The 24,031-nt window shown below is 70.3% G+C and carries 24 protein-coding genes and 1 tRNA gene; 12 read left to right on the top strand and 13 right to left on the bottom strand.

Annotated features, from left to right (window positions below):
* Nucleotides 1–13: 13 nt before the first annotated feature.
* Both ACVHNB_RS00805 and dcd read right to left on the bottom strand, forming a co-directional pair.
* Entirely contained in the window at nt 14–511 is a 498-nt protein-coding gene (locus ACVHNB_RS00805; RefSeq protein ID WP_428953422.1) for a phosphoribosyltransferase, read from the bottom strand.
* 11 nt (nt 512–522) lie between these two features.
* Complete coding sequence (gene dcd / locus ACVHNB_RS00800) at nt 523–1,098, bottom strand: dCTP deaminase (protein ID WP_428953423.1); 576 nt, start codon at nt 1,096–1,098, stop codon at nt 523–525.
* 512 nt (nt 1,099–1,610) lie between these two features.
* On the opposite strand from dcd, the gene ACVHNB_RS00795 reads away from it, so the two are divergent.
* From ACVHNB_RS00795 to ACVHNB_RS00775, 5 genes are all read left to right on the top strand, one after another.
* Nucleotides 1,611–1,684 (top strand) — tRNA-Gly (locus tag ACVHNB_RS00795).
* 288 nt (nt 1,685–1,972) lie between these two features.
* Nucleotides 1,973–2,239, top strand: coding sequence for a hypothetical protein (locus tag ACVHNB_RS00790; protein WP_428953424.1), 267 nt, complete (start codon nt 1,973–1,975; stop codon nt 2,237–2,239).
* Between the two features lie 433 nt (nt 2,240–2,672).
* Nucleotides 2,673–3,143 carry a hypothetical protein gene (locus ACVHNB_RS00785; RefSeq protein ID WP_428953425.1) on the top strand — a complete coding sequence of 157 codons (471 nt, stop codon included), beginning with the start codon at nt 2,673–2,675 and terminating at the stop codon, nt 3,141–3,143.
* A 192-nt stretch (nt 3,144–3,335) separates the two neighbouring features.
* Nucleotides 3,336–3,620 (top strand): hypothetical protein, encoded by a 285-nt coding sequence (locus ACVHNB_RS00780; RefSeq protein ID WP_428953426.1) that lies wholly within the window; start codon nt 3,336–3,338, stop codon nt 3,618–3,620.
* Between the two features lie 385 nt (nt 3,621–4,005).
* Nucleotides 4,006–4,452 (top strand): hypothetical protein, encoded by a 447-nt coding sequence (locus ACVHNB_RS00775; RefSeq protein ID WP_428953427.1) that lies wholly within the window; start codon nt 4,006–4,008, stop codon nt 4,450–4,452.
* Nucleotides 4,453–4,608: 156 nt separating this feature from the next.
* On the opposite strand, the gene ACVHNB_RS00770 is transcribed toward ACVHNB_RS00775, so the two are convergent.
* The 8 genes from ACVHNB_RS00770 to ACVHNB_RS00735 form a co-directional block, all read right to left on the bottom strand.
* A complete protein-coding gene (locus tag ACVHNB_RS00770; RefSeq protein ID WP_428953428.1) occupies nt 4,609–5,469 on the bottom strand; it encodes an MFS transporter in 861 nt (286 codons plus the stop codon).
* 41 nt (nt 5,470–5,510) lie between these two features.
* The gene (locus ACVHNB_RS00765) at nt 5,511–5,618 is read right to left on the bottom strand and encodes a hypothetical protein (protein WP_428953429.1); all 108 of its coding nucleotides are present in this window, start codon (nt 5,616–5,618) and stop codon (nt 5,511–5,513) included.
* A 17-nt stretch (nt 5,619–5,635) separates the two neighbouring features.
* Nucleotides 5,636–5,773: a hypothetical protein gene (locus tag ACVHNB_RS00760; protein ID WP_428953431.1), complete on the bottom strand. Its 138-nt coding sequence runs from the start codon at nt 5,771–5,773 to the stop codon at nt 5,636–5,638.
* 292 nt (nt 5,774–6,065) lie between these two features.
* Entirely contained in the window at nt 6,066–11,138 is a 5,073-nt protein-coding gene (locus ACVHNB_RS00755) for a DUF5979 domain-containing protein (protein WP_456227200.1), read from the bottom strand.
* A 515-nt stretch (nt 11,139–11,653) separates the two neighbouring features.
* A complete protein-coding gene (locus tag ACVHNB_RS00750; RefSeq protein WP_456227199.1) occupies nt 11,654–12,331 on the bottom strand; it encodes a hypothetical protein in 678 nt (225 codons plus the stop codon).
* Nucleotides 12,332–12,399: 68 nt separating this feature from the next.
* Nucleotides 12,400–12,750, bottom strand: a complete 351-nt coding sequence (locus ACVHNB_RS00745; RefSeq protein ID WP_456228827.1) for an arsenate reductase ArsC — start codon at nt 12,748–12,750, stop codon at nt 12,400–12,402.
* A 58-nt stretch (nt 12,751–12,808) separates the two neighbouring features.
* A complete protein-coding gene (arsB, locus tag ACVHNB_RS00740) occupies nt 12,809–13,906 on the bottom strand; it encodes an ACR3 family arsenite efflux transporter (protein WP_456227198.1) in 1,098 nt (365 codons plus the stop codon).
* A complete protein-coding gene (locus ACVHNB_RS00735) occupies nt 13,903–14,292 on the bottom strand; it encodes an ArsR/SmtB family transcription factor (protein WP_456227197.1) in 390 nt (129 codons plus the stop codon). The genes arsB and ACVHNB_RS00735 overlap by 4 nt, the downstream gene beginning before the upstream one ends.
* 79 nt (nt 14,293–14,371) lie before the next feature.
* Between ACVHNB_RS00735 and ACVHNB_RS00730 the strand changes: the two genes are divergently transcribed.
* From ACVHNB_RS00730 to ACVHNB_RS00710, 5 genes are all read left to right on the top strand, one after another.
* A complete protein-coding gene (locus ACVHNB_RS00730) occupies nt 14,372–14,848 on the top strand; it encodes an ArsI/CadI family heavy metal resistance metalloenzyme (protein WP_428953437.1) in 477 nt (158 codons plus the stop codon).
* Nucleotides 14,849–14,949: 101 nt separating this feature from the next.
* Entirely contained in the window at nt 14,950–15,558 is a 609-nt protein-coding gene (locus ACVHNB_RS00725; protein ID WP_456227196.1) for a TetR/AcrR family transcriptional regulator, read from the top strand.
* Between the two features lie 28 nt (nt 15,559–15,586).
* The gene (locus ACVHNB_RS00720) at nt 15,587–17,248 is read left to right on the top strand and encodes an acyl-CoA dehydrogenase family protein (protein WP_428953439.1); all 1,662 of its coding nucleotides are present in this window, start codon (nt 15,587–15,589) and stop codon (nt 17,246–17,248) included.
* Between the two features lie 173 nt (nt 17,249–17,421).
* Nucleotides 17,422–17,832, top strand: a complete 411-nt coding sequence (locus ACVHNB_RS00715) for an SHOCT domain-containing protein (protein ID WP_428957603.1) — start codon at nt 17,422–17,424, stop codon at nt 17,830–17,832.
* Nucleotides 17,833–17,921: 89 nt separating this feature from the next.
* Complete coding sequence (locus ACVHNB_RS00710) at nt 17,922–18,425, top strand: DUF6069 family protein (RefSeq protein ID WP_428953440.1); 504 nt, start codon at nt 17,922–17,924, stop codon at nt 18,423–18,425.
* Nucleotides 18,426–18,446: 21 nt separating this feature from the next.
* Here ACVHNB_RS00710 and ACVHNB_RS00705 read toward each other — a convergent pair whose 3' ends face one another.
* Complete coding sequence (locus tag ACVHNB_RS00705) at nt 18,447–19,547, bottom strand: PP2C family protein-serine/threonine phosphatase (RefSeq protein WP_456227195.1); 1,101 nt, start codon at nt 19,545–19,547, stop codon at nt 18,447–18,449.
* Nucleotides 19,548–19,742: 195 nt separating this feature from the next.
* On the opposite strand from ACVHNB_RS00705, the gene ACVHNB_RS00700 reads away from it, so the two are divergent.
* Together ACVHNB_RS00700 and ACVHNB_RS00695 are read left to right on the top strand one after the other, a co-directional pair.
* The gene (locus ACVHNB_RS00700; RefSeq protein WP_456227194.1) at nt 19,743–20,549 is read left to right on the top strand and encodes a PTS sugar transporter subunit IIA; all 807 of its coding nucleotides are present in this window, start codon (nt 19,743–19,745) and stop codon (nt 20,547–20,549) included.
* A 33-nt stretch (nt 20,550–20,582) separates the two neighbouring features.
* Nucleotides 20,583–22,154: a PTS ascorbate transporter subunit IIC gene (locus ACVHNB_RS00695; protein ID WP_456227193.1), complete on the top strand. Its 1,572-nt coding sequence runs from the start codon at nt 20,583–20,585 to the stop codon at nt 22,152–22,154.
* 53 nt (nt 22,155–22,207) lie between these two features.
* Here the strand turns inward: ACVHNB_RS00695 and ACVHNB_RS00690 are convergent, their stop codons facing one another.
* Both ACVHNB_RS00690 and ACVHNB_RS00685 read right to left on the bottom strand, forming a co-directional pair.
* On the bottom strand, nt 22,208–22,813 hold the full coding sequence (locus ACVHNB_RS00690) for a GNAT family N-acetyltransferase (RefSeq protein ID WP_428953444.1): 606 nt from the start codon (nt 22,811–22,813) through the stop codon (nt 22,208–22,210).
* Nucleotides 22,810–23,937, bottom strand: coding sequence for a ThiF family adenylyltransferase (locus ACVHNB_RS00685; protein ID WP_428953445.1), 1,128 nt, complete (start codon nt 23,935–23,937; stop codon nt 22,810–22,812). The genes ACVHNB_RS00690 and ACVHNB_RS00685 overlap by 4 nt, the downstream gene beginning before the upstream one ends.
* Nucleotides 23,938–24,031 lie beyond the last annotated feature (94 nt).

Raw genomic sequence — 24,031 nt, 5'->3', positions numbered from 1 at the left:
GCAGCGCGTCCGCTCAGGCGTCGAGCACCTGTCCGTCACGCTTCACGACGGGCTCCTCGACACTCCACGGGAAGTTGATCCAGTCGTCGGTCCGCTTCCACACGTACTCGCACTTCACCAGCGAGTGCGACTTCTCATAGACGACGGCGGACCGCACCTCGGCCACCGTGTCGAGGCAGAAGTCGTGCACCAGCTTCAGCGTCTTGCCGGTGTCGGCGACGTCGTCGGTGATGAGCACCTTCTTGTCGCTGAAGTCGATGGCGTTGGGGACCGGCGCGAGCATGACCGGCATCTCCAGCGTCGTCCCCACCCCCGTGTAGAACTCGACGTTCACCAGGTGGATGTTCTTGCAGTCGAGGGCGTACGCGAGGCCGCCGGCGACGAACACCCCGCCCCGCGCGATGCTCAGCACGATGTCGGGCTCGTACCCGTCGTCGGCGATCGTCTGGGCGAGCTCGCGCACGGCGACGCCGAACTTCTCGTACGTAAGGTTCTCGCGCACGTCACTCATGTCGCTGCTGCTCACACCTGGGTCCGATGGAAATTGAGGAAGGAACGGGAGGCCGTCGGCCCCCGCTGTCCCTGGTAACGCGAACCGTACCGTTCGCTCCCGTACGGGAACTCGGCGGGCGACGACAGCCGGAACAGGCACAGCTGCCCGATCTTCATCCCGGGCCAGAGCTTGATGGGGAGCGTCGCGAGGTTCGACAGCTCCAGCGTCACGTGGCCACTGAAGCCGGGGTCGATGAATCCGGCCGTGGAGTGCGTGACGAGACCGAGACGGCCCAGCGAGCTCTTGCCCTCCAGGCGCGAGGCGATGTCCTCGGGGAGGGTGATGACCTCGTACGTCGACGCGAGCACGAACTCACCGGGGTGGAGGATGAACGGCTCGTCGCCCTCCGGCTCCACGAGCCGGGTCAGGTCGGCCTGCTCCACACTCGGGTCGATGTGCGGGTACTTGTGGTTCTCGAACACCCGGAAGTAGCGGTCGAGGCGTACGTCGATGCTGGACGGCTGCACCATGGATTCGTCGTAGGGATCGATCCGTACCCGTCCGGCGTCGATCTCGGCCCGGATGTCCTTGTCTGAGAGAAGCACGTAGCGAGGATACGCAGAGCGCGCGGGCCCGCCTAAATCGGCGGGGCCGCGCGCTTCACCTGCTCCGTCCTGTTACCGCTTGCCAGGTCCCACCGGAACGGCATGCCGCAGTCGAGCACAGCGCGGACACCGGATGAGCCGGCCGGGACCGAGACGGTCGGCCTGCTGCATCGGGAACGAAGCGGTGCTGAACACGTGCCCTTCGGCACAACGGACGACGGTGCGTTCCATCGAGTCCATCAAAGTCCCGGAGTCCCTTCCCCACGAGCCATTGGGCCAGTTTCCTGACCGACGACGAGGGGTCACATTACGGGACGAAAGGGACGCCGATCCAGGCGGCACTCCGACCGTGGACAACCCTCTGGCGGTTCCCCCACCGTACGCCTCAACTCCCTTCACCCGCAGTCACATCCATGCGTCACAACGCAGCCGGGCCCCGAGGCGCAAGCGCCCGGGACCCGGCATGAGGTAGAGTGACCGCCAGTACAAAGCCGCTTCAGCGGCCGTACTACGCGGGTGTAGTTTAGTGGTAGAACATCAGCTTCCCAAGCTGAGAGTGCGAGTTCGATTCTCGTCACCCGCTCCATGTGAAACCCCCAGGTCATCGACCCGGGGGTTCTTTGTTGCCCGGACCGTGGGCGGGGCGCGCACCACAGCCGCACCACTAGCTCTGTTCGGGCGTGCCCTTGTGGTCCTTCGCACGCCGAGCGCGCACCATCGCGTCGAGCCCGTCGGCGACCTCACGCTGTCGCTCTTCGGGGAGTCCGACGGCCGCACGGGCGGCTGAGGGGTGCACCGGGCACGAAGCCTCAACCAGCAAACCGCCTCGTAGGCCAAGCCCCCAAAATCATGGTCTCAATCCTGCGGAGGCATCATGAAGCGCGCGCCCATGCTCACCGTGGCGATCCTGTCAGCCACTCTGCTTACGGCCTGCGCGCAGGAGAAGCCTGAACTGCGTCCGACCAGATCGGCCGGGGAAGGCGCCTGGTACAAGAGCACCAAGGATGAGCGCACCGAGTACTGCGAGGCATACCGCGCGCACGACCCGCAGCACCCGATCAAGATCCCGTCATACGCATCGCAGGAGTCGGAAGACGAGTTCGCCGACGACTTCTACAACGTGCTGAAGAAGAAGTGCTGAGCCCGCGAGCCTGCCTGCGGTCGTGCCCCACCCGTGCCCGATAGACCAGGAACTCACAGGGAATCACGGTCACGAGCGGGCAGCGGCGGCTTTCGGGAAGTGGCCACACTCGGTGGACATGTCCCAGTCGACGAACCGCCACAACGCGTTCCACATCCGCTTGAAGGAACTACGGGCCCAGGCACGCCAGCGAGCGCGGGAGCTACCCATCAGCTCGTAGGTCAGCGGGTCGTTGTCTGGGCCGTCTCGGGGCCGTCCGAGGTCGCTCAACGGAGGCCGACAACGACCAATGACGACCACTCAGACGACCGCGTCCAACCCCCAGAGCTGCAACAACGCAGGCCTCTGAGATCCCCGACAAGACCCAGGGCAAGAAGAAGGCAACAACCAGCCGTAGCCTTCGGATACGGATCAGACATGTGAGGAACAGCGGGTGAAGCGCGAAGTCGGTCGACCGGTCTACCGGGTAGGCGATGTACTGAGAGTGAGTTGCTCGCCGGCGAGCGCGCGAGTTGCCGATGTTCGGGGCTCCTACATCTCTGTGGAGTGGCCCTGGGAGAAGATCGATCCGGACTCCCGGTTCCGATGGAACGGCCAAGTGGCCTTCCCTGTCGACCCTGGCTCGTGGGAGTGGTCGTACACGCTGTTTCGCACCGAGCCGAGCCCTCAATACCTGAACCGTGGGGACTCGTGCAGCGTCAGCATTCCCGAGACGCTCGTTCGTGTCGTCGACATCCGGCGCCACGATCCGCCCTTGGACCTGGGTCGGCTTCCTCGACCGCACACGAGGCTGGTCGTACTCCCCGTCGACGCTTCCTCTGACGCCCTGCAGGAGGACGAAGCGGCCACGATCGAGATCGAGTCCGCCGCGCCCATCGCGATGGAACTGGTGGAGCAGGCCTAGAGGTCGCCTGCCGGGCCGATCGGCCTCAGCCCATCCGAGGAAGGACAAAGCTTCGGCTGGCACCGGCTGTACAAGGCCCAGGTCATCGACCCGGGCCTTTTGCTGTGCGCTCTCGCTCAGTCGCCGCGTGCCCCATCCGTGCCAGCTGCTTGATCATCCGGTTTCCGTGCCACAGGGTGAGATCATCCGTGGATGGCCGACGCCCGACTGCCCCAGGGATGGACTCTTCAGCAGATCCGCGATGTCTCAGGGGACCGGGCGGCTGTCGCCCTGGGCCCCGATCGGCCGGTGAAGTGGGTCAGCGTCGATGGGGCCCACGGGATGCCACGCCCAGAGATCGTTCTCGGGTTCCACAGCCTGTGTCTCGTGAGGCCTGTCGATGACGACGACTGGTACATGGGCAGCCTGTACGACGACGGCAGCGTCGACTGTTGGGAAGCCTACGGCGACCTGTACGAGGCACTACGCGGCCTCTGAGTGCCTCCCAGAACAGACCGGGAACCTACCGGCGCCCCTAGCCGAGTCCAGGCTCGTCGTCTGACATCCATCGCTGACATCAACGGCAGCGGACGACGGTGGCTCCGGCCGGCCTCAGGCGTCCGAGCAGTCGTCGCGGCGGCCGGGCAAGACGCCCTATCCGCGCCTGATCCCTTGCAGGGGCCCGGCGGCGATATCGGCGGGTGCCACATGGCGGGTGAACGTTCGCGGCCCGCGACCTGCCCCAAGACGCTGGATCTTCCGCATGTGACCAGCCGGTTCAGGTGCTGCGACGGTTCGGCGTTGACCCAAGGTCCTGCGCCGAAGGCGCACGTAGCATGCACCCTGACCAAGATCGAATGCTTCACCACGGGGTGACATCACCATGCAACCAGTCAAGCGAACGCGCGCCGGCATCGCTGCGGGCGTCTTTGCCACCAGCACCGCCATCGCACTCCTGAGTGCACCCACCGCGCAGGCGGCGCCCGAGAAGCAGGTAGTCGCACACAACGGCAACTACGCCATCATCGTGACCTACCAGCCCAGGGCGGGCACCACCAAGCGGGCCATCAGCATGATCGCCATCGACAAGAACGTGTCCAGGCACATCGGCACCAAGTACGGCCGCTGGCTGTACAAGAAGCCGGGTGGTTCGGCTCACGTCGGCAAGTCCTGGCGGAAGGCTCCATACGGCTCGCAGGACAACGATCACTGGTACGAAGCCCAGTGGGGCGAGCGCTTTCACAGCAGTGGCCTGAGTTTCCCCAAGGGAACCAAGTTCTGCGGGCAGTTCAAGGGCTACACCACGAAGGCCTGCGTCACGTTGAAGTGACTGTCAGCGCTGACCTCGGGGGCGGAGCCGCACCGTCGGTGATGCGGCTCCGCCCTTTCGGGGTCGCCGATCCGGCACGGCAGCCACGGGGAAGTGCGGGCAACCAGCCTGCTTTGCAGTCCGGCGCACAACTGCCGGCAGGCGTACTGCTGAGCATCACTCGCTGTCGGCACCGGCCGGACGGCCGCGGGTCAGGACGGTGAAGCCGGTCAGTGCGGCGGCTGCGGCGATCGTCTGGATGAGGGCCATGGGCGTCGCGCCGGCGGAGATGCCGGCGAGGGGCGAGACGAGTGCGCCGATGAGGAACGACGAGGCCCCGAGGAGTGCGGAGGCGGCGCCGGCCGCGTGCTTGGTGCGGTTCATCGCAAGGGCGTTGGCGTTGCCGATGAGCAGGCCGAGGCTGGAGACCAGGACGAACAGCACCACGCAGACCGGCGCGAGGCCCGGGGTGCCGAGGCGGCCGGTGGCGAGGGCGAGCAGGGCCACGCCGGCGAGGGTGAGCAACGCCAGTCCGGCGGTCACGATGGCGTGGACGGGGAACTTGCCCACCAGGAGACGGCCGTTGAGCTGGCCGACGCCGACCATGCCGACGGCGTTGAGGCCGAACAGCAGGGCGTAGGTCTGCGGGGACGCGCCGTAGAGGTCCTGGAGGACGAAGGGCGAGGCGGCGAGGTAGGCGAAGAACGCCGCGAACGCTCCGCTCGCGGCGATCAGACAGCCGACGAAGATCCGGTCCCGCAGGAGCTTGCCCATCTCGCCGAGCCCCACGCCACGGCGGCGGCGTGCGGCGGGTTCCAGGGATTCGGGCAGGCTGCGTACGACGAGCAGCACCAGGAGCAGGCCGAGCACGGCCAGCGCGACAAAGACGCCGCGCCAGTCGGTGACGTGCAGGAGCTGGGCGCCGAAGAGCGGGGCGATGACGGGTGCGACGCCGGAGATCAGCATCAGGGACGAGAAGACCTTGGCGATCTCCACTCCCTCGTACAGATCGCGTACGACGGCACGCGCGATGACCACGCCCGCGGCCCCGGCGGCGCCCTGGACGAAGCGCAGGCCGATCAGCAGGCGATGGAGGCGAGGGTGTAGAGCGTCATGCCGGTGAGCAGGGGGCGTCGGCGGCCGAGCCGGTCGCTGAGCGGGCCGACGACGAGCTGGCCCAGGGCCATGCCGACCAGGCATGACGTCAGGGTGAGCTGTACGACGACAGCGAGGGCAGTGCCGTCAGCCCGGCCAGGACAAGGAAGATCAGCAGCTTGGTGCGGGCGGCCGGCCCGGGCGTGGAGTGCTCGGTGTCCGTCGTGTTCTGGGCAGGACTGGGCAAGGCGCACTCCAGGTGAAAAGGGGGGTGGGAACGCAACGAAAACTACCGCCGTAATCGCAGCTCAGCGGGTGCGAAAAGGGATGGTCCAGGCAGTGGTTGGGCACGGTGAGGGCGCGAGGAAGGGGGGCAGGCAGGTCACCCCGGCCACGGCCCCGCACCGCTCCAGAACGCTCCTGGAAGGCCCTCAAGGGCGGTTTCTGCCGGGCTTCGACGCTGGTTTCTCGATTGGCATACGTCGAGGCCCCGGGCGATGGACTTGCCCGGGGCCTCGACGTGTTCGGTGCGGAACGACTCAGGCGACGCGCTTGCGGGAGAACCTGCGGACCGCGAATCCGGCCGCCAGGGCCAGTGCCGAGATCAGGGCGCCGATCACCGTCCAGTCCCACGACCCGGTGTCGGCCAGGTGGTCCTTGCCGTGGTCGTGGTGGCCAGGCGTGTCCGGAGTCGTGTCGAAGGTGTTGGTGACGTCGACCGCCGCCTTGTCATCGACGACGACCTGCCCGTCGTCACCGCCGTCGGACGCGGTGTAGGTGACGGTGTCGCCGCCCGGCACATCCGTCTCCTCGACGGTGCACTCGGCTCCCTGCGGCACGCTGACCGTGCGGCTCTCGCCGTCGCTCAGCTCGAAGGACCGGTCGCCCGGGGCGAGCGGGACGTCGCCCTGGCCGGTGGTGCAGGACAGCTCGAACGCGTACGGTCCAGCGCTGCCGTTCACGACGTGCTTGGTGACGGTGATCTGTCCGGCGGGGAAGGTGTTGGTGACCGTGACGGCCGCGTCGCCGTCTGCCGTGATGATCACCGGGTTGTCGGCCGAGCCGTGGTCGACGACCGCTTCGGCGGCTCCACCGGTGTCCACTTCCTCGGCCCAGCAGCGGGAGTTGACCGGGAGGGGCTTGATGGTGACGGGCTCGTCGGCGCTCACCTCGTACGTCTTGTGGAGCACGAGGTCACTGGCGTTCCCGGCCGCGTTCGGCAGAGCGCAGGAGACGTCGACCGTGAAGGTGCGGCCGTCCGCGTAGTCGGCGGCGTCGCCGTCGACCGACTTGATCAGCTGCAGGGCGCCGAACTCGTAGGTGTTGGTGACCGCTGCCGTTTGTACGGACGTCTTTCCGATGCCGGGCTTGATGGTGACCTGCACCGGGTTGTCGGCGGTGTGGTTCGCCTGTCCGCCGCGCGCCGAGGTCTCCCAGACCTCGCAGTCCGCTCCGGCGGGGATGCCCTCGATGGTGACGGGCTTGTCGACGGAGACCCGGTAGTCCTTGTCGATCACGGTGCGGTCGCGGCCGCCCTGGGGGTGGATGACGCAGGTGACGTGGAACGGGAACGGGACCTTCTTGAGCGGCCCGTCCAGCTGCGAGGGGTGGGCGCCGAGGCGCTTGACCAGCTTCAGGTCGCCGTAGGCGAGGGCGACACCGACCTGGATCGGCTCGTTGGCCTGCAGGACGCGCGGGGATCCTGCGCGGTCGGTGGTCTCGTTGTGGGCGTAGGAGTTCCAGGCGATGGTCGGGTCGCCGTTCTTGGTGACGTCGAGCGGGGTGTCCATCGCGTAGGTGATGTTCACGGTGCCGCCCGGGGCGAGCGCCGGGGCGAAGGTGAGCTGCATCTCCGCTCCCCGGGCCCGCGGGCCGTACGCGTCGTCCCAGGTGTCCGACGGGCATCGGTCGGCGCTGGAGCCGGCACCGCCCATGTCGAGGTCGTCGGTGCACAGGGGCTCGTCGTTCTCGTACGTGGTGGTCATCGTGCCGGGCCCGTCGAGCTGCGGGCGGGAGGCGAGGGTGGGGCGCTCGTCCCAGGCGGTGCCGCGGTCCTGGTCGAGGAGGACGCCCTTGTCGCCCTGGACGGGGAAGCGGTCGACGATGCGCAGGGCCGTGCCGGATTCGGTGCCGGCGTTCTGGATGCGCATCAGGTAGTGGTACTGGTCGCCGGGGTTGACGAGCGCGATGCACGGGTTGGCCGTGTAGCGGCGGCCGGTCGAGTCGGTCGTGGACAGGCAGGAGTCGTCGCCGACCGGGACCGTCCTGCCGGTCGAGGTGTTGTACCAGCCGAGGCTGTCGTTGCCGGAGACCCACTTGCGGGCCTGGAACGCGGCGCCGGACTTCGCGGTCAGGGTGGCGTCGGCCACGCAGTAGAGGCCGGAGCCGAAGTCACCGTCGGTCTGCGACGTGCCGTCGCAGGCGAGGTCGGGGTCGGAGGAGGTGGCGCCCATGGTGTTGGTGACGACGTCACCGGCGTCGATCCCGGCCTCCAGCCTGACGTGGATCTCGATGGTGAAGGTGGCGCCGGGGGCGAAGTTCCACGCCTTGCCGTCGTCGTCCTCGGAGAAGTCCCAGGTGAGGCCGGAGACCCGGTCGCCGGTGTTGGTCTTGGTGAAGGCCGGGGTGGGGACGGCCGGGGTGCCGTCGGGCACCTTCGCGTCGATGATCTTGTACGGCTGTCCGTCGTCGCCCTGGAACGTGTCGACGAAGGCGATGCCCTGCGGCAGCGCGTCCTTGACGACCAGGTCCGGCACGTTCGCGGTGCCCGTGTTGGTGACCTTCAGGTAGAACGGGGCGTCCTCGCCGGGGGCCAGGACGGTGTCGGGGGTCTTGCTGACGTCGATGACCGGGTCGCCCTTGACCAGGTTGAGCGTGGCGTCGACCGGGTCGATGGCCTTGGGGCTGTCCTCGGCCTCCAGCTTGGTGAGGAACGACCCGCTGACCGTGTCCTCCAGGTGGCTGGGGACCGGCTTGCCGGTGGAGCGCAGCTTTTCGCGGGGGCTGATGTCGAGGACGAGAATGCCGGAGCAGCTCTGGCCCGCGCACTCGGGCTTGATGACATAGCCGTCGTTGCTGGTGCTGGTGGAGGAGTAGGTGGCGCGGATGCCCGTGACGTCGCCCGCGTTCACCCCGGCCGGGAGCGCGGCCGAGGAGGCGGGGGTGCCGTTGACCCAGGCGCCGTTCACGTAGGCGTCGATCTGTACGCGGTCGGCGCCGGCCGGCATCTGGTCGGACTTGATGGAGACGAGGTCGACGGCGTCGAAGAAGTCCTCGTCGCGGTCGGTCATCTGCAGGTACTTGGCGGACATGTTGCCGGTGTTGGCGACGGTGAGGGTCATGTCGGCGTGCTGGCGCGGCAGGCCCGGCACGTACTCGGGCAGCGTGCCCGGGCTGATCGACTTGTTCAGCGACGCCGAGTCGGAGGCGGGCGCGGTGTCCATGGAGGGACCGCAGACCGGGGCACCGGGCGTGTAGTCGCCGCCCGCGTCGATCGAGTAGCAGTTCTGCAGGGTGGTGCCGTCGGGAACACCCGGACGCCGCTCGGCGACGATGGTGAGGGTGAACTCGCTCTGCGGCGCCATCTCGCCCTGGTAGCTGCCGCGCACACCCTTCGCGCGCTCGAGCAGGTCGGCGTCGTTCGCGTCGTAGGGCACCCAGGCGCCGCTTCCGCCGCCGGCCGTCGGGTCCCACAGCTCCAGCTCGACCGGCGCGTCCGACGGGCTGACGGTGACGGAGTCGATCTGGACGACGTCGAACGGGTTGTTCGCCGTCGACGGCGAGCCGTCCGGGTTCGCCGTGGGGTCGGTGACGACCGGGGAGACCAGCGGCTTGTTGCCGTTGTTGGTGACCTTCAGATTCATCGTGATCGGCTGGTCGGCCGGGATGTCGTTCTGCGAGGAGTCCTTCGTTCCGCTGCCCGAGGTGTTCGGCTCCTCGATCGGCAGCGTCTTGCAGGCGTCGCCGGAGGCGGTGCCACTGCCGTCGGTGCGGCCCGCGTCGCCCGTGTAGGCGGCGCAGTTGTCGACGCCCGGGCTGGTGCCCGAGGGCAGGTCCTCCGCGGTGACGTCGTCGGTCAGGGTGCCGTGCAGGTCGAGACCGGCGGTGGCGCCCTCCTTGATGGTCGGGTTGCCGTCGTCGTCCACCCCCGTGTACGTGACCTCGACCTTGGTGACCTGCCGGCAGGTTTCGGGCACCTCGTAGGTCGCGTTCTGCGTGTAGGTCTCTTCCTCGGTGGACCCGTCTGCGCAGGTGACCGTCAGCTTCGCCTCGGTGGCCCCGTCGGGGAAGCGCAGGCGGACCTTGTCGACGTCGAGCTTGTCGAACTCGCTGGTGGTGTCCGCCGACGGCTCCGTGATGGTGATCGACTTCACCGGGAACGGCGACGCGTTCTTCACGTCGACCTCGGTGCTGACCGGTGAGTTCTCGCCGAGCACCGCGTGCTCGCCGGTGTCCTGGCCGAAGTCGCCGTTGGTGTCCGGGTAGAACCGCTTGATCGGCTGGAGCACCAGGATGTCCGGCAGGATGTCGTAGGGGGCGCAGACCGGGTCACCCTTGACGTCGCCCTCGGTGGTCTCCTCGACGGCCGGGGTCGCGCAGTTGTCGACGGTGATCTTGTCGGTGGGCTTCAGCGGGGAGCCGTCGGAGCGCTTGGTGTCGCGCAGGTTCATGGCGACCTCGACGGTGCCGCCGGTTTCGTCGTACGGGAGCGGGTCGCCGTTGCTGTTGGTGAAGACGACCTCGAAGCCGACCACGTCGCCCGGGTCGACACCGGCCGGCAGCGGAAGTTCGCCGGGGGCGGTGATGGTGGCGCCGGTGTGCTGGGTGCCGTCCGCGGTGGTGACCACCAGGTGGGCCTGGTCGGCGCCCTTGGGGAACGCGGTCACCGTGGCCGAAGTGAAGTCGAAGTACTCGAAGGTGTCCGCGGTCGTGTCGGACACCGACAGCTCGGTGACCTCGGCGGACGACGAGGAGTTGTTGCGCACGCCCAGCGTGATCGTGGACGCCTCTGCGCTGCCCGCGACCGCCGAACCGTCCTCCCACGTCTTGGTGGCCACCGGCTTGACCACGCGCGGGATGGAGACGGTGACGTCCGTGCTGGAGTCCTTCGGGTCCGCGTTGTCCGCGGAGACCTCGGCGGTGTTGGTGATGGTGGAGCCGTCCGCCGCCTGGGTGTCGGCCGGCAGCCGCATCCCGATCTCGACGGCGCCCGCCTGCCCGGCCCGCAGGCCGGTCTTGCCCGCCGGGTTCTGCAGGGGCTGCTTGTAGACGACGGTCAGTTGCCGGGTCGCCTCGTCGTACGTGACGTCCCGCGTGGTGGTGGACTGCGGAAGGCTCGTCACCTCCAGCCCCGCCGGGAGCGTGTCGGTGACGGTGAAGTCGACGCAGTCGACCGTGAGGCCGGAGCACTGACCGTTGATCGTGTAGGTGAAGGAATCGCCCGGCTCCAGGGGGCCGTCGGCATCATTGGTCTTGGTGATGCCGACGGCGCTCTTGGGGTCGTCCGCCGCGGGGGCCAGCGGGACGGCCGCCGCCTGCGAGCCGAACAACAGGCTCAGCACGGTCGCGATGCCCAGGGGCCATCGCGTCAGGGCGTGCCGATGTCTGGGCATGTGCCGGTCCTCCACCTATGTCATGGAATCTTCCGGCGACCGTACGTCCACAAGGTCCGCCTAAGTGGATTGGCGCGCACCTTAAATGATGATCTGTCACATAGTTGGGCCGTCCGGACGAGCGGCCCGGACGCGCGGGGCCACAGTCCGGGCATGCTGCTGCCACGCCCCGTCGAGGGGGCGGCGAAGCCGTCCTGCTCGTCCGGCCCGGAGGGCGTACCCCTGCGTTCGCCACCATCGGGCCGGCCGGGACGAAGGGGCGTTCCCTGTGGCAGTTCGGCCCCGACGACCGGCGCATACCCGTTCAGTTCCGCATCGACATGGCGGTCGTCCCCGAGACGGTGGATGGATCATGGTGGGGAGCATCTTCGCCCTGCCGGCGGTGTTCGACTTCGTGGTCGCGATCAACGCTCTCGTCGGTCAGGGCCGGGCCCTTTCGCTGCCGGACTGCTCCGCACCGGCCCGCGCACAGGACTTCACCGGGACCGCCGACCTGCCCATGCAGCTGCGCGGCCCTAGCCCTCGCGTGGCCCGGGGCGGGCACGCAGGGTGGCGGCCGCGGTGCGTGCCCGCTCGGCACGGTGGCGGTGTTCGGCGGCCTGCTGGGCCCGGTGATGTCGTTCGTGCCGGTCGGCCAGGGCGTCCTCGGCTGTGGCCAGTGCCTCGGCCGCTGCGGTGGCCTGCTCCCGGAACCGGTCCGCCAGGGTCTCCAGGCTCCGCGGTGACGCCGCCTCCTGCGCGGTCATCCGCGTGAGGGAGGCATCCGTCTCCCGGTCGATGGCGTCCTGTTCCCGCAGGTCGGTCGCATCCGCGCGGAGCAGTGCCGCCTGGACGCGGTCCAGGCGCTCCTGACTGGCCGCGAGCAGGCCCCGGGACCGGACGATCAGTTCGTACGAGCGCTCCCGCACGCCGGGGGTCGGATCTCCTGCCGCGCGACGCCGTGAGTCCAGCCGCCGCTGCCAGGCGACGAGTTGGTCCTGCCACGCGCTCACCGTGGCTTCCCGCTGATCCGCGGAGGCTTCGCGTCGATCGGCGATGGCTTCCCGCTCATCGGCGATGGCCTCGCGGGCGTCAGCGGTGCGGTCCCGCTCGTCGGCCATCCGTTGCTGCCGATCGGCATCCTGCCCGCGCCTGTCCTCGGCCTGTGCGCCGTCGCGTGCGGCGTGCCGTCCGTCCCACGGGTCCGTGCCCATGTCGGCAGTATGGCCGCCTTTGACACAGCCCGGGTCGTCTGCCCGGTCCTTTGTGCTGTCCGCTGCGATCAGCCCTCCGGGGCGAGCTCCCCGATGAGCGCCCTGACCCGTCGTTCGATCTCGTCGCGGATGGGGCGGACGGCGTCGACGCCCTGGCCCGCGGGGTCGGGGAGCTGCCAGTCGAGGTAGCGCTTGCCGGGGAAGACGGGACAGGTGTCGCCGCAGCCCATGGTGATGACGACGTCGGAGGCCTGGACGGCTTGTGCGGTGAGGATCTTGGGGACCTCGGCCGCGATGTCGATGCCGACCTCGGCGAGCGCTTCGACCACGGCCGGGTTGACCGTGTCGGCCGGGGCGGAGCCCGCCGAGCGGACCTGTACGTGGTCGCCGGCGAGGTGGGTGAGAAAGGCGGCGGCCATCTGGGAGCGCCCGGCGTTGTGGACGCAGACGAACAGCACGGACGGCCGGGGCGGGGTGTCAGGCACGGGTGGGCTCTTCCTGCGGTGCGACAGCGGTGGGGGCGGTGAAGTAGCGGCGCGCGTACAGTGCGACGTGGACGAGGCCGATCAGTACGGGCACTTCGATGAGCGGGCCGACGACACCGGCGAGCGCCTGGCCGGAGGAGGCACCGAAGGTGGCGATCGCGACGGCGATGGCGAGCTCGAAGTTGTTGCCCGCGGCCGTGAACGCGAGCGTGGTGGCGCGCGGGTGGTCGAGGCCGACCGCCCTGCCCAGCAGCATGGATCCGGCCCACATGAGCACGAAGTAGACGAGCAGGGGCAGTGCGATACGGGCCACGTCGAGGGGCCGTGAGGTGAGGGCGTCGCCCTGGAGGGCGAAGAGGACGACGATGGTGAACAGCAGCCCGTACAGGGCGAACGGGCCGATGCGCGGGATCAGCCTCGCCTCGTACCAGGCACGCCCCTTGGCCCTCTCGCCGATGCGGCGGGTGAGGTAGCCGGCCACGAGCGGGATGCCGAGGAAGACGAGGACGCTGCGGGTGATCTCCCCTACGGACACGTCGAGTCGGGTCCGGTCCAGGCCGAGCCACCCCGGCAGGACCTGGAGGTAGAACCAGCCGAGCGCGGAGAACGCGAGCACCTGGAACAGGGAGTTGAGCGCGACCAGCACGGCGGCCGCCTCACGGTGCCCGCAGGCCAGGTCGTTCCAGATGATGACCATGGCGATGCAGCGCGCGAGGCCGACGATGATCAGGCCGGTGCGGTACTCGGGCAGGTCCGGCAGGAAGATCCAGGCCAGGGCGAACATCAGGGCCGGGCCGACGATCCAGTTGAGCAGCAGCGAGGGCAGCAGCAGGCGCCGGTCGCGGGTCACGGCGTCGAGCCGGTCGTACCGGACCTTGGCCAGCACCGGGTACATCATCACGAGCAGACCCAGCGCGATCGGCAGGGACACCCCGCTCACGGTCACCGTGGCCAGCGCGCTCCCGAGCCCGGGTATCAGCCGGCCCAGGCCGAGTCCCACGGCCATCGCGGCGAGGATCCACACGGCCAGGTAGCGGTCGAGGAACGACAGCCGGCCGGCCGGGCTCTTCCCGGGTGCGTCGGCGCTCATGACGTGGCGGCCGCCGTGGCCGCGCGGTCGGGGCGGGTCAGGATGCCCGCGAGGCGGTCGGTCATCTCCGGCAGCAGCCAGTAGTAGACCCACGTACCGCGCCGCTCGCAGTCGATCAGCCCGGCCTGCCGCAGCAGCTTGAGGTGGTGCGAGATGGTCGGCTGCGACAGGTCGAACGCCGGGGTCAGATCGCAGACGCAGACCTCCCCGCCCGCCCGTGAAGCGATCATCGACAGCAGGCGCAGACGCACCGGATCACCCAGGGCCTTGAAGACTTTCGCCAGCTCGACGGCTTGGCCCTCGTCCAGCGGGGCGGTCAGCAACCCCGGGCAGCACGCGTCGGCCTCGTCGGCCTGCCCCCACACCACCAGCTCTTGCTTCGACATGCGTCTATGTTGACATCCTTCGATACAGAGCACAATGCTGATTCGACAGACATCAATGCAAGCCGATGGGAGTCCCGCCATGTCCCGCGCTCAGCTCGCCCTGCGTGTCAGCGACCTGGAGGCGTCGATCACCTTCTACGCGAAGCTGTTCGGCACCGAACCGGCCAAGCGGCGCGAGGGGTACGCCAACTTCGCGATCGCCGAACCGCCGCTCAAGCTCGTCCTCATCGAGGGCGAGCCGGGGCAGGAGACCCGCCTCGACCACCTCGGCGTCGAGGTCGAGTCCGCCGACCAGGTCGCCGCGGCCACCGGCCGCCTCAAGGACGCCGGCCTGGCGACGTTCGAGGAGAGCGACACCTCCTGCTGCTACGCCCTCCAGGACAAGGTCTGGGTCCACGGCCCCGGCCGGGAGCCGTGGGAGGTGTACGTGGTCAAGGCCGACGCCGACACCCTCGGCAAGAGCGCCGAGGCCGGCACCGCCGGCGACGGGTGTTGCGGCACGCAGACCCGGGACGGCGCGGCGGACCCGGCCGCCGCCTCATGCGGCTGCGGCTGAACAAGGACGGCACGGCGACCCTCGCCGGTGCGGCCTCCCGCACCGGCGGCGGATGACGTCCGGCCCTGGCGTGAACATCTGAATGCTGGTTCACTCCTTGCATGGCCTACCGCAAGACCCCCGCCGAGATCCGTCGTCTCGAAGCCGCGCGGGAGCACCTGATCGCCTGCGCCACCGCGGTCGTCGCCGAAGTGGGGTGGGCGCAGGCGTCCGTGACCGCCGTCGCGGACTCGGCGGGGATCGCGGCCGGCTCCGTCTACCAGCACTTCCCCTCCAAAGCCGCGCTCGCCGTGGAGGTGTTCCGGCGCGCGGCCGGGCACGAGGTGGACGTGCTCGGCGAGGTGCTGCGCGGGCCCGGTGACCCCGTCGAGCGGCTGGCCCGGGGCGTCGAGGTGTTCGCCCGCCGCGCCCTGGAGAACCGGGGCCTGGCCCACGCCCTGCTCGCCGCTCCCGCCGAACCCGCGGTCGGCGCCGAGCGCATCGACTTCCGCCGCCGCTACCGCGCGCTGTTCGCCGAGGTGGTGCGCGAGGGCCGGGCGGCGGGACAACTGCCGCCGCAGAACGCCGAGATCACCGCGGCCGCGCTCACCGGCGCGGTCGGCGAGGTCCTCGTCGACCCGCTGGGCGCCGCCGACGGCAGCACCAACGGCGAGCTCCTCGCCGAGCTGACCGCGGCGGCACTGCGCTGCGCGGGCGCCCCGACCGTCTGACCCGATCCGCTCCCGAGGAGGAGGCACCGTGACCACCAGCACGAGCACGCCGAGCAGCCGCCCCAGCTCCGTCACGCACGAAGTGACCAACCAGGCACCGCCGTTGACCGGACACGACGCCGCCGACGACCCGGTGCTGATCGAAGGGGTGCGCCGGGAGGGCGCCGCGTGGCACCTCGACGACCTGCACCGCTTCGGGCGTCTCGTCGGCAGCGAGGAGGCGCGCACCTGGGCGGACCAGGCCAACCGGCACGAACCCGAACTGCGCACCCACGACCGGTACGGCAACCGTGTCGACGAGGTCGACTTCCATCCCGCGTACCACGCGCTGATGACCGCCACCGTCGGGGCCGGCGCGGCCGGTACGGCCTGGGCCGACGAGCGGCCGGGGGCGCATGTGGCGCGCGCCGCGACCTTCATGGTGGCGACCATGATGGAGCAGGGCCACATGTGCCCGGTCTCCATGACGTACGCCGTCGTCCCCGCGCTGCGGCACGCCCCCGACCTGGCCAAGGTGTACGAGCCGCTGCTCACCGGCACGGTCTACGACCCGGGGCTGCGCGCCCCGGCGGGCAAGCGCGGGCTGCTCGCCGGGATGGGCATGACGGAGAAGCAGGGCGGCACCGACGTACGCGCCAACACCACCGCGGCCGTCGAACAGGCCGACGGGACCTGGCGGTTGCGCGGGCACAAGTGGTTCACCAGCGCCCCGATGAACGACCTGTTCCTCGTGCTGGCGCAGGCCCCGGGCGGGCTGTCCTGCTTCCTCGTGCCGCGCGTACTGCCCGACGGCAGCCGCAACACCTTCCGCATCCAGCGGCTCAAGGACAAGCTCGGCAACCGCTCCAACGCGTCCAGCGAGCCCGAGTTCGACGACACCGTGGCCTGGCTGGTCGGCGCCGAGGGCAAGGGCGTGCGCACCATCATCGACATGGTGACGATGACCCGCCTGGACTGTGTGCTCGGCTCCGCCGGGCACCTCCGCGAGGCGCTCGCGCAGGCCGCGCACCACACCCGGCACCGCTCGGTGTTCGGCGCGAAGCTCATCGACCAGCCGCTGATGCGCAATGTGCTCGGCGATCTGGCCCTGGAGTCCGAGGCCGCGACCACCCTCGGGCTGCGGCTGGCCGGCGCCGCCGACCGGGCGCAGCGCGGCGACGGCCGGGAGCGCGCGTTCCTGCGCCTCGCCACCGCCGTCGCCAAGTACTGGGTGTGCAAGCGGCAGCCCGCCTTCGTCGCCGAAACCCTGGAATGCCTCGGCGGCAACGGTTATGACGAGGCGTCAGGCATGCCGCGGCTGTACCGGGAGGCCCCGCTCAACGGCATCTGGGAGGGCTCCGGCAACGTCAACGCCCTCGACATGCTGCGCGCCCTGGCCCGCGAGCCGGAGTCCCTCGACGCCTTCCGTACGGAGATCGAGGCGGCCGCCGGGGCCGACCGCCGACTGGACGCCGCCTGGCGGGAGTTGAGCGATCAGCTGGTCCTCACCGAGGACGCCCCGCTGCGCGCCCGCCGGGTGATCGAGCGCGCGGCGCTGGTGCTGCAGGGCTCGCTGCTCGTGCGGCACGCGCCGGCCGCCGTCGCCGACACGTTCTGCGCGTCGCGGCTCGCCGGCGACCAGGGGCTCGCCTTCGGGACGCTGCCGCCCGGCACCGACCTCGCGGCGCTGCTCGAACGGCTGCCCGCCTGACGGGTCGGCGGGCCCGCACCGGCCACCGGAGAACGGTCACCAGAAAACACGATGGGACCAATTCGGCCCTGTCGCCCCCTGGGCTCCTCTGGGTTCCTCTCGAAATGCGCGAGCCGAAAGGAAGCGGGATACTTCTCGGCACCATCGCCCGCTTCGACCGGAAAGAGGAATCCATGGACGACTATCCACTGCTCGACCTCTTTCTCACCATGCTGTACTTCTTCCTGTGGATCGTGTGGCTGTTCCTGCTGTTCCGCGTCGTCATGGACGTTTTCCGTGATGAGGAGCTGAACGGCTGGGGCAAGGCCGGCTGGCTGATTTTCTGCATCGTCCTGCCGTACATCGGCGTCCTCGTCTACGTCATCGTGCGGGGACGCGGCATGGGCAAACGCGATGTGAAACAGGCGCAGGAACGGGAAACGGCCTTCAAGGACTACATCCGGAAAACCGCGGCGGAGACCAACGGCGGCACGAGTTCCGGGACGAGCGGGACCGACGAACTCGCCAAGCTGGCCGAACTGCACCGATCCGGTGCGCTCACCGACGAGGAATTCGGCAAGGCGAAGACCAAGCTGCTCGCCTGACCGGCGCACAGCACATTCCGGCACCGGAATTCGACGGCGCGGGCGACCGGTGCACGCGCCGTCGCACACGCTGAGAGGAGCGGAACCGCGTGGACCCCTCGAACAGCCCGTACGGACGGCAGAACACCTCGTACGGCGGACCACCGATTCCCGCACAACCCACCGCCCCGCCCCCGGCGCCCCGCCTCGACGCGGGCAAGCTGTGGGCGGGCGGACTGATGACCGCCGTGGTGGCCGCGCTCACCGCGGTGGTCGCGCTGCTGCTGGTCCGCGGTGTCCTCGGCGTCGCCGTGTTCGCGCCCGAGGGCGACGGGGCGATGGGCGACGCCTCGACCGCCGCCCTCGCGGGCGGTGCCGCGCTCGCGGCGCTCGCGGCGACGGCCCTGCTGCACCTGCTCATCGCGGCGACCCCGCGTCCGGAGCGCTTCTTCTCCTGGATCATCGCGCTGGCCACGGCCGTCATGGTGCTGCTGCCCTTCACCACGGGGCTGCCGCTGGACGCGAAGCTCGGCACCGCGGCCGTCTACCTCGTCATCGGGATCGCGATCGGCTCGCTGCTGTCGTCGGTCGCCCGGGGAGCCGTGCGGCGCTGAGGCCGCGGCCCGCCGCACCGGTCACGGGGCGAAGGCCAGCAGCGCCATGTCGTCGTCCCGGTCGCCGTCCGTCCACTCCGCCACGGCGGCCAGCACCGTCCGGAGCAGGGCCGCCGGATCGGCCGGAGCGGCGCCGGTGAGGTGGCGGGCCGGGTCGAAGAACGTGCCGTCGCCGTCGCGCGCCTCGGTCACCCCGTCGGTGACCAGCAGGACGAGGGCGCCCGGCGGCAGGGCGAACTCCTCGGCGACCGGCCCCGGCGCCCCGGGCAGCCCCAGGCCGAGCGGCAGCCCCGGCCGCGCGGCGGGCAGTTCACGTACCGACCCGTCGGCGGCGAACAGGTACGGGGCCGGGTGACCGCGGCTCAGCAGCCGCAGGGTGCCCGGTGCCGTGCCGGGCAGTTCGGCCAGCACCGCCGTCGCGAAGCCCTCCCACAGCTCCTCGCCGCCGCGCCGCTCGGCCTCGCGCACCGCGGCCTCGTCCATCCGCCGCGCCACCTCGTCGAGGCCCGGCACCCGCACGGCCGCCTCCCGGAACGCCCCCAGCAGGATCGCCACGAGGCCCACCGCCCCGAGCCCCTTGCCCCGTACGTCCCCGGCGACGAACCGCACGCCCCACGGCGTGGCGAGCGCCGCGTAGAAGTCGCCGCCGATCCGGGTCTCGCTCTGCGCCGTGCGGTAGTCGACGGCGACCCGGGTCCCGGCGAGGTCGGCGGGCGGGGCCGGAAGCACCGCCAGCTGGGCGGCCTCGGCGACCTCGCGGGCCGCGGCGAGCCGGCTGCCGTAGCGGTAGCGCAGCCGGTTGGCGACGACACCGACCACGCCGGCGAGCAGCACGTTCAGCGCGTCGACGTACTCGTGGATCTGGCGCTCGGTGCCGAGCAGCCCGGTGATCAGCAGCTCCAGGAGGAGGGCGGTCACCGACACCGCCAGCGTGGACCGCAGCGACAGGAACGCGCCCGCCGACACACAGGCCAGCGCGAAGAGCGGCGTCGCGCGCACCGCCGAGGGTGTCACCAGCTCCAGGGCCAGGGCGATGACCAGCACCGCCCACGGCAGCCACCGCAGCAGCGGCGGGACCCCTCCGCGTGCCGGACCGCCGTGCTCGCTTCCGCTCCTGGTCACGCTCTCGGGCGTCCTTTCCGCGCTGAGCCGCCTGTCGGCCGACCATCGCAGCACGGCCGTGCCCGCCCGGTGGCCCACCGGCGGCCCGGTTCCGGGGAGTTCACCCCTACGGCCGGTCCGACGGTCCATAACGAAAGCGTCACGCCGCCGCGTGTCGCCGGGACACGGCGCGGGACGACGGGGGCGACTGCTCGCATGAGTGAACTGAGTGACCTGATTCCGGTCGAGGCCATCCGGCTCGACGTGGCGGCCCCCGACTGGCGCGGCGCGGTCCGGGCGGCCGGTGATCTTCTGGTGGCGACCGGGGTGAGCACGGACGCGTACACCGAGGAGATGGCCCGCAACGTCGAGGAGAACGGGCCCTACATCGTCATCGCGCCGGGCTTCGCCTTCGCACACGCCCGGCCCTCCCCCGCGGTGCACCGCACGGGCATGTCCTGGGTGCGCCTGGCGACCCCGGTGAACTTCGGGCACGAGACGAACGACCCGGTCCACCTGGTCGTCGCCCTCGCGGCGACCGACTCCGGCGCCCATACGCAGGCCATGGGCGCCCTGGCCCGGCTGCTCGCCGACAGCGGCACGTCCGCACGCCTGGACCGGGCGCCGACGCCGGAGGCGGTGCGGGAGATCCTCGCCGGGGGAACCGGGGAGACCGGGCAGACCGGGGGCGAGGCGGCGGCCCCGGCCGCCCAGGGCAAGGCTTCCTCCGGGCACGGGATGCACAAGATCCTGACCGTGTGCGGCAACGGCGTCGGCACGAGCCTGTTCCTCAAGTCGACGCTGGACAAGGTGCTCGACCGGTGGAAATGGGGCCGGTACATCACCACCGAGGCGACCGACACCATCTCCGCGAAGGGCAAGGCGTCCGAGGCCGTGGCCATCATGACGTCGCGGGAGATCGCCCGGACCCTCGGGGACGTGGGGGTCCCGGTGCGGGTGATCGAGGACTTCACCAGCACCAAGGAGGTCGACTCCGCGCTGCGCGACCTCTACGACGTCTGACCTCCCCTTCTCCCACCCGCTCCTGGAGTCCCCATGAACGTCCTCGTCGACATCGCGAAGTTCGTCGTCAACGAGATCCTCAGCGTCCCCGCCTACCTCATCGGCATCATCACCGCCGTCGGCCTCATCGCCCTGAAGAAGTCCGCCGGCCAGGTCATCGGCGGCGCCATCAAGGCCACGCTCGGCTTCCTGCTGATCGGGGCGGGCGCGACGCTGGTCACCAACTCCCTCGCCCCGCTGGGCACGATGATCACCGGCGCGACCGGTTCGCACGGCGTGATCCCCACCAACGAGGCGATCGTCGGCATCGCGCAGGCCGAGTACGGCTCGCGCGTGGCGTGGCTGATGATCCTCGGCTTCCTGATCAGTCTGCTGCTGGCCCGCTTCACACCGCTGTCGTACGTGTTCCTGACCGGGCATCACATGCTGTTCATGGCCACGCTGCTGACCATGGTGATGGCCACCGCGGGTCAGGCGTCCTGGGTCGTGGTCGTGGCCGGTGCCGTCCTCCTCGGCATCATGCTCGTCGCGATGCCCGCCTTCGCGCACCCCTGGACCAAACGCGTGACCGGCAACAACACCGTCGCCGTGGGCCACTTCGGGACCGCCGGGTACATCGTGTCGGGCGCCACGGGCCAGGTCGTCGGCAAGAAGAGCCGCTCGACCGAGGTGATGAACCTGCCGGAGGGGCTGCGTTTCCTGCGCGACTCGATGGTCGCCACCGCCCTGTCGATGGTCCTCATCTACATGATCATGGCCATCGTGTTCCTCGCGAAGGCAGGGAAGACCGAGGCGTTCAAGGCGTTCGCCACGGACGGCGGCGCCGGGTCCACCGGTGTGGGCAACTACCTGATGGCATCGCTCAACCAGGGTCTGCAGTTCGGTATCGCGGTCGCCGTGATCCTCTTCGGCGTGCGGACCATCCTGGGTGAACTGGTGCCCGCCTTCCAGGGCATCGCGCAGAAGGTCGTGCCGGGCGCGATCCCCGCGCTGGACGCGCCGATCGTCTTCCCGTACGCGCAGAACGCGGTGCTCGTCGGCTTCATCTGCTCGTTCGTCGGCGGCCTGGTGAGCCTCGGGCTGCTGGCCGGGGTCTTCAACCCGGCGTTCGGCACGGCCCTCGTCCTGCCCGGGCTCGTCCCGCACTTCTTCACGGGCGGCGCGGCCGGCGTCTTCGGCAACGCGACGGGCGGCCGCCGGGGCGCCGCGATCGGCGCCTTCCTCAACGGCGTGCTGATCACCTTCCTGCCCGCGTTCCTGCTGGGCGTCCTGGGGTCCTTCGGCACGGCCAACACCACGTTCGGCGACGCGGACTTCGGCTGGCTCGGCCTGATCCTCGGCAATGTCGCCAAGGCCGGTGAGATCGCCGGGGTGATCCTGATGCTGCTGGTCGGCGCGGTCATCCTGGGCGCGGCCGTCGTGTGGCAGAAGCGGGTCGTGGAGACCGGCTGGGACCCGGGGGCGGCGCGGGCCGCGCTGCTGCCGCCGGAGGACCGGCCCGAGCAGCACGACGAGGCCGCGCCCGGCGAGACCCCGGTCTCCCGTACGTACGCGAAGATCCCGCCGCCCGCGGGGGCGCCGGTGCCCCCGCCGCCCGAGGACTGAGACGCCGCGAACCGAGCTCCGAGGCCCGTGCCACGCGCGGGCCTCGGGCCGTCTCAGGCCATCAGCAGTGCGTCGTCGCCGTCCAGGATGGCCCGCTCGGCCGGACCGGCCTGCGGGATCCACTCGTGGGCGACGGCCGCGTACGTGGTGACGTCGTGCCAGGCTCCCTGGGTGTGGAACAGCTCGCGCAGTGTGGCCTCGGGGCGCAGGCCCGCCGCGAGCATCACCTCCCGCATCCGGCCGTGGTCGGTGCGGTGGCCGGCCCAGACGCGGTGCAGGCCGAGCCGGCCGAAGGCGTAGGCCATCAGCAGCCGGCCCGCCTCGTGCCCGTGGCCGCGCACCGGGGCGTCGGGCAGCAGGACGAGGCTCGTGAGCATGGCGTTGCGCCCGTACTCCTCGACGAGCAGGCCCATGGTGCCGACCATCGTCTCCTCGCCGGGCGCGCACACGGCCAGGGTGTGCTTGCGCCGCGGGTGGGTGAACGGCTGGGCCAGGCACTGGGCGAAGGCGTCCTGGGCCTGACGGGCGTCCATGCGGTCGATGCCGAGGTAGCGGGTCAGGACGCGGTGGGTGTGGATGCGTTCGAAGGGGGCGAGGTCGGTGGCGCGCATCTCGCGCAGCCAGAGGTGTTCGCCGTGCAGTTCGGGCAGGTGGGTCACAGGGCGGCTCCGACGGGGTCGAGGGTGTGATCGGCACTGATCAGGGCTTCGAGGTCGACGTAGTAGCGGCCCGAGGGCACCGGCCGGTCCAGCAGGATGCGGCGGGCGGCGTCGGTGACCAGGGCGCCGCCGAGCATCACGCCGCTGGCCAGCTGCGGCCAGCTGCACAAGGTGCGGCCGATCCGGCCGAGGGCGTCGGTCATCGCCGGGCTCAGCCGGCTCTCGTCGCAGACCTGCAGCAGGAAGGCGAGGGTGCCCGCCGGGTCGAGGGCGCGGATGTCGCGCGCGGTGACGTCACCGGCCAGGCCGTGGAAGAGGGGACGGCCGGGCTCCTGGTCGAAGCGCTCGACGTCCAGCAGGCCGCGGTCGTTGGCGTCCATCAGGACGGGGACGCGGCGGGCGCGGGCGTGCTCGCGGGCGGCGACCTTCACCCAGGGGGTGTCGCACTCCTCGACCAGCAGGTCGAGGGGGCGGTCGGGCGTCCCGAAGAAGGCGTCGACCGTGTCCTCGGTGATGCCCTCGTGCCACAGCTCGATGTCGAGATAGGGGTCGGTCTCGTACATCTGCCGGGCGCACAGCACGGTCTTGGGCAGGCCCAGGTCGTGGACACCGGCCCGCAGCCGGTTGAGATTGCTCAGCCCCAGCGCGTCGAAGTCCGCCAGGCGGAACGATCCTCCTACGCCCTCCATGGCGCAGGTCAGAGCGGCGCTGTTGCCCACGGACAGGCCGATCACGCCGATCCGGCGGCCGAGCAGACGCTGCTGCTCGGCAGTGGTGATCTTGTCGCGGTTGCGGTCGGTGCGCACCCGGCGGAACTGGGGCTCCGGCAGGACATGGACGAGCCGGCCCGACCAGGGGTACCAGGCCCAGGTGCCGTAGCGGCGCCGCTCGACACCCCCGCACAACTCGTCGATGACGAAGTCGAGTTCGGCTTCCGTGAAGACATCGGCGGGGTGCAGGCAGCGCACGAGTTCGGCGAGCTGCTCGTCGATGCGGTCGTGCGTCTCCCGCACGGCGCCCGAGGCGGCGAGCGCGTCGAATGCCGCCCGGTCGTCGGCCTCGGTCAGGCGCAGGAGGACGGGCCGGAAGGTGTCCCTCTGCGTGGAAATATCAGAAATGATCACGATGCGGGAAGGTAGCAGCACTTTGATCATGGAAAGCCCTTGTCGGGCTGAGTGCGAACGGGCGAATTAATGAGCGGATTCATGACGCGGCCCG

It is taken from the genome of Streptomyces sp. YJ-C3 (assembly GCF_053891275.1).
Note: the sequence above shows the minus strand (reverse complement) of the source record. Positions and strands in the feature narration are given on the sequence as shown.

Coding starts and splice junctions, on each gene's coding strand:
- ACVHNB_RS00805 (WP_428953422.1), bottom strand. CDS start 511: ATGAGTGACGTGCGCGAGAACCTTACGTACGAGAAGTTCGGCGTCGCC.
- ACVHNB_RS00790 (WP_428953424.1), top strand. CDS start 1,973: ATGAAGCGCGCGCCCATGCTCACCGTGGCGATCCTGTCAGCCACTCTG.
- ACVHNB_RS00780 (WP_428953426.1), top strand. CDS start 3,336: ATGGCCGACGCCCGACTGCCCCAGGGATGGACTCTTCAGCAGATCCGC.
- ACVHNB_RS00775 (WP_428953427.1), top strand. CDS start 4,006: ATGCAACCAGTCAAGCGAACGCGCGCCGGCATCGCTGCGGGCGTCTTT.
- ACVHNB_RS00765 (WP_428953429.1), bottom strand. CDS start 5,618: ATGGCCCTGGGCCAGCTCGTCGTCGGCCCGCTCAGCGACCGGCTCGGC.
- ACVHNB_RS00755 (WP_456227200.1), bottom strand. CDS start 11,138: ATGCCCAGACATCGGCACGCCCTGACGCGATGGCCCCTGGGCATCGCG.
- ACVHNB_RS00750 (WP_456227199.1), bottom strand. CDS start 12,331: ATGGGCACGGACCCGTGGGACGGACGGCACGCCGCACGCGACGGCGCA.
- ACVHNB_RS00745 (WP_456228827.1), bottom strand. CDS start 12,750: ATGGCCGCCGCCTTTCTCACCCACCTCGCCGGCGACCACGTACAGGTC.
- arsB (WP_456227198.1), bottom strand. CDS start 13,906: ATGAGCGCCGACGCACCCGGGAAGAGCCCGGCCGGCCGGCTGTCGTTC.
- ACVHNB_RS00735 (WP_456227197.1), bottom strand. CDS start 14,292: ATGTCGAAGCAAGAGCTGGTGGTGTGGGGGCAGGCCGACGAGGCCGAC.
- ACVHNB_RS00730 (WP_428953437.1), top strand. CDS start 14,372: ATGTCCCGCGCTCAGCTCGCCCTGCGTGTCAGCGACCTGGAGGCGTCG.
- ACVHNB_RS00725 (WP_456227196.1), top strand. CDS start 14,950: ATGGCCTACCGCAAGACCCCCGCCGAGATCCGTCGTCTCGAAGCCGCG.
- ACVHNB_RS00715 (WP_428957603.1), top strand. CDS start 17,422: ATGGACGACTATCCACTGCTCGACCTCTTTCTCACCATGCTGTACTTC.
- ACVHNB_RS00700 (WP_456227194.1), top strand. CDS start 19,743: ATGAGTGAACTGAGTGACCTGATTCCGGTCGAGGCCATCCGGCTCGAC.
- ACVHNB_RS00695 (WP_456227193.1), top strand. CDS start 20,583: ATGAACGTCCTCGTCGACATCGCGAAGTTCGTCGTCAACGAGATCCTC.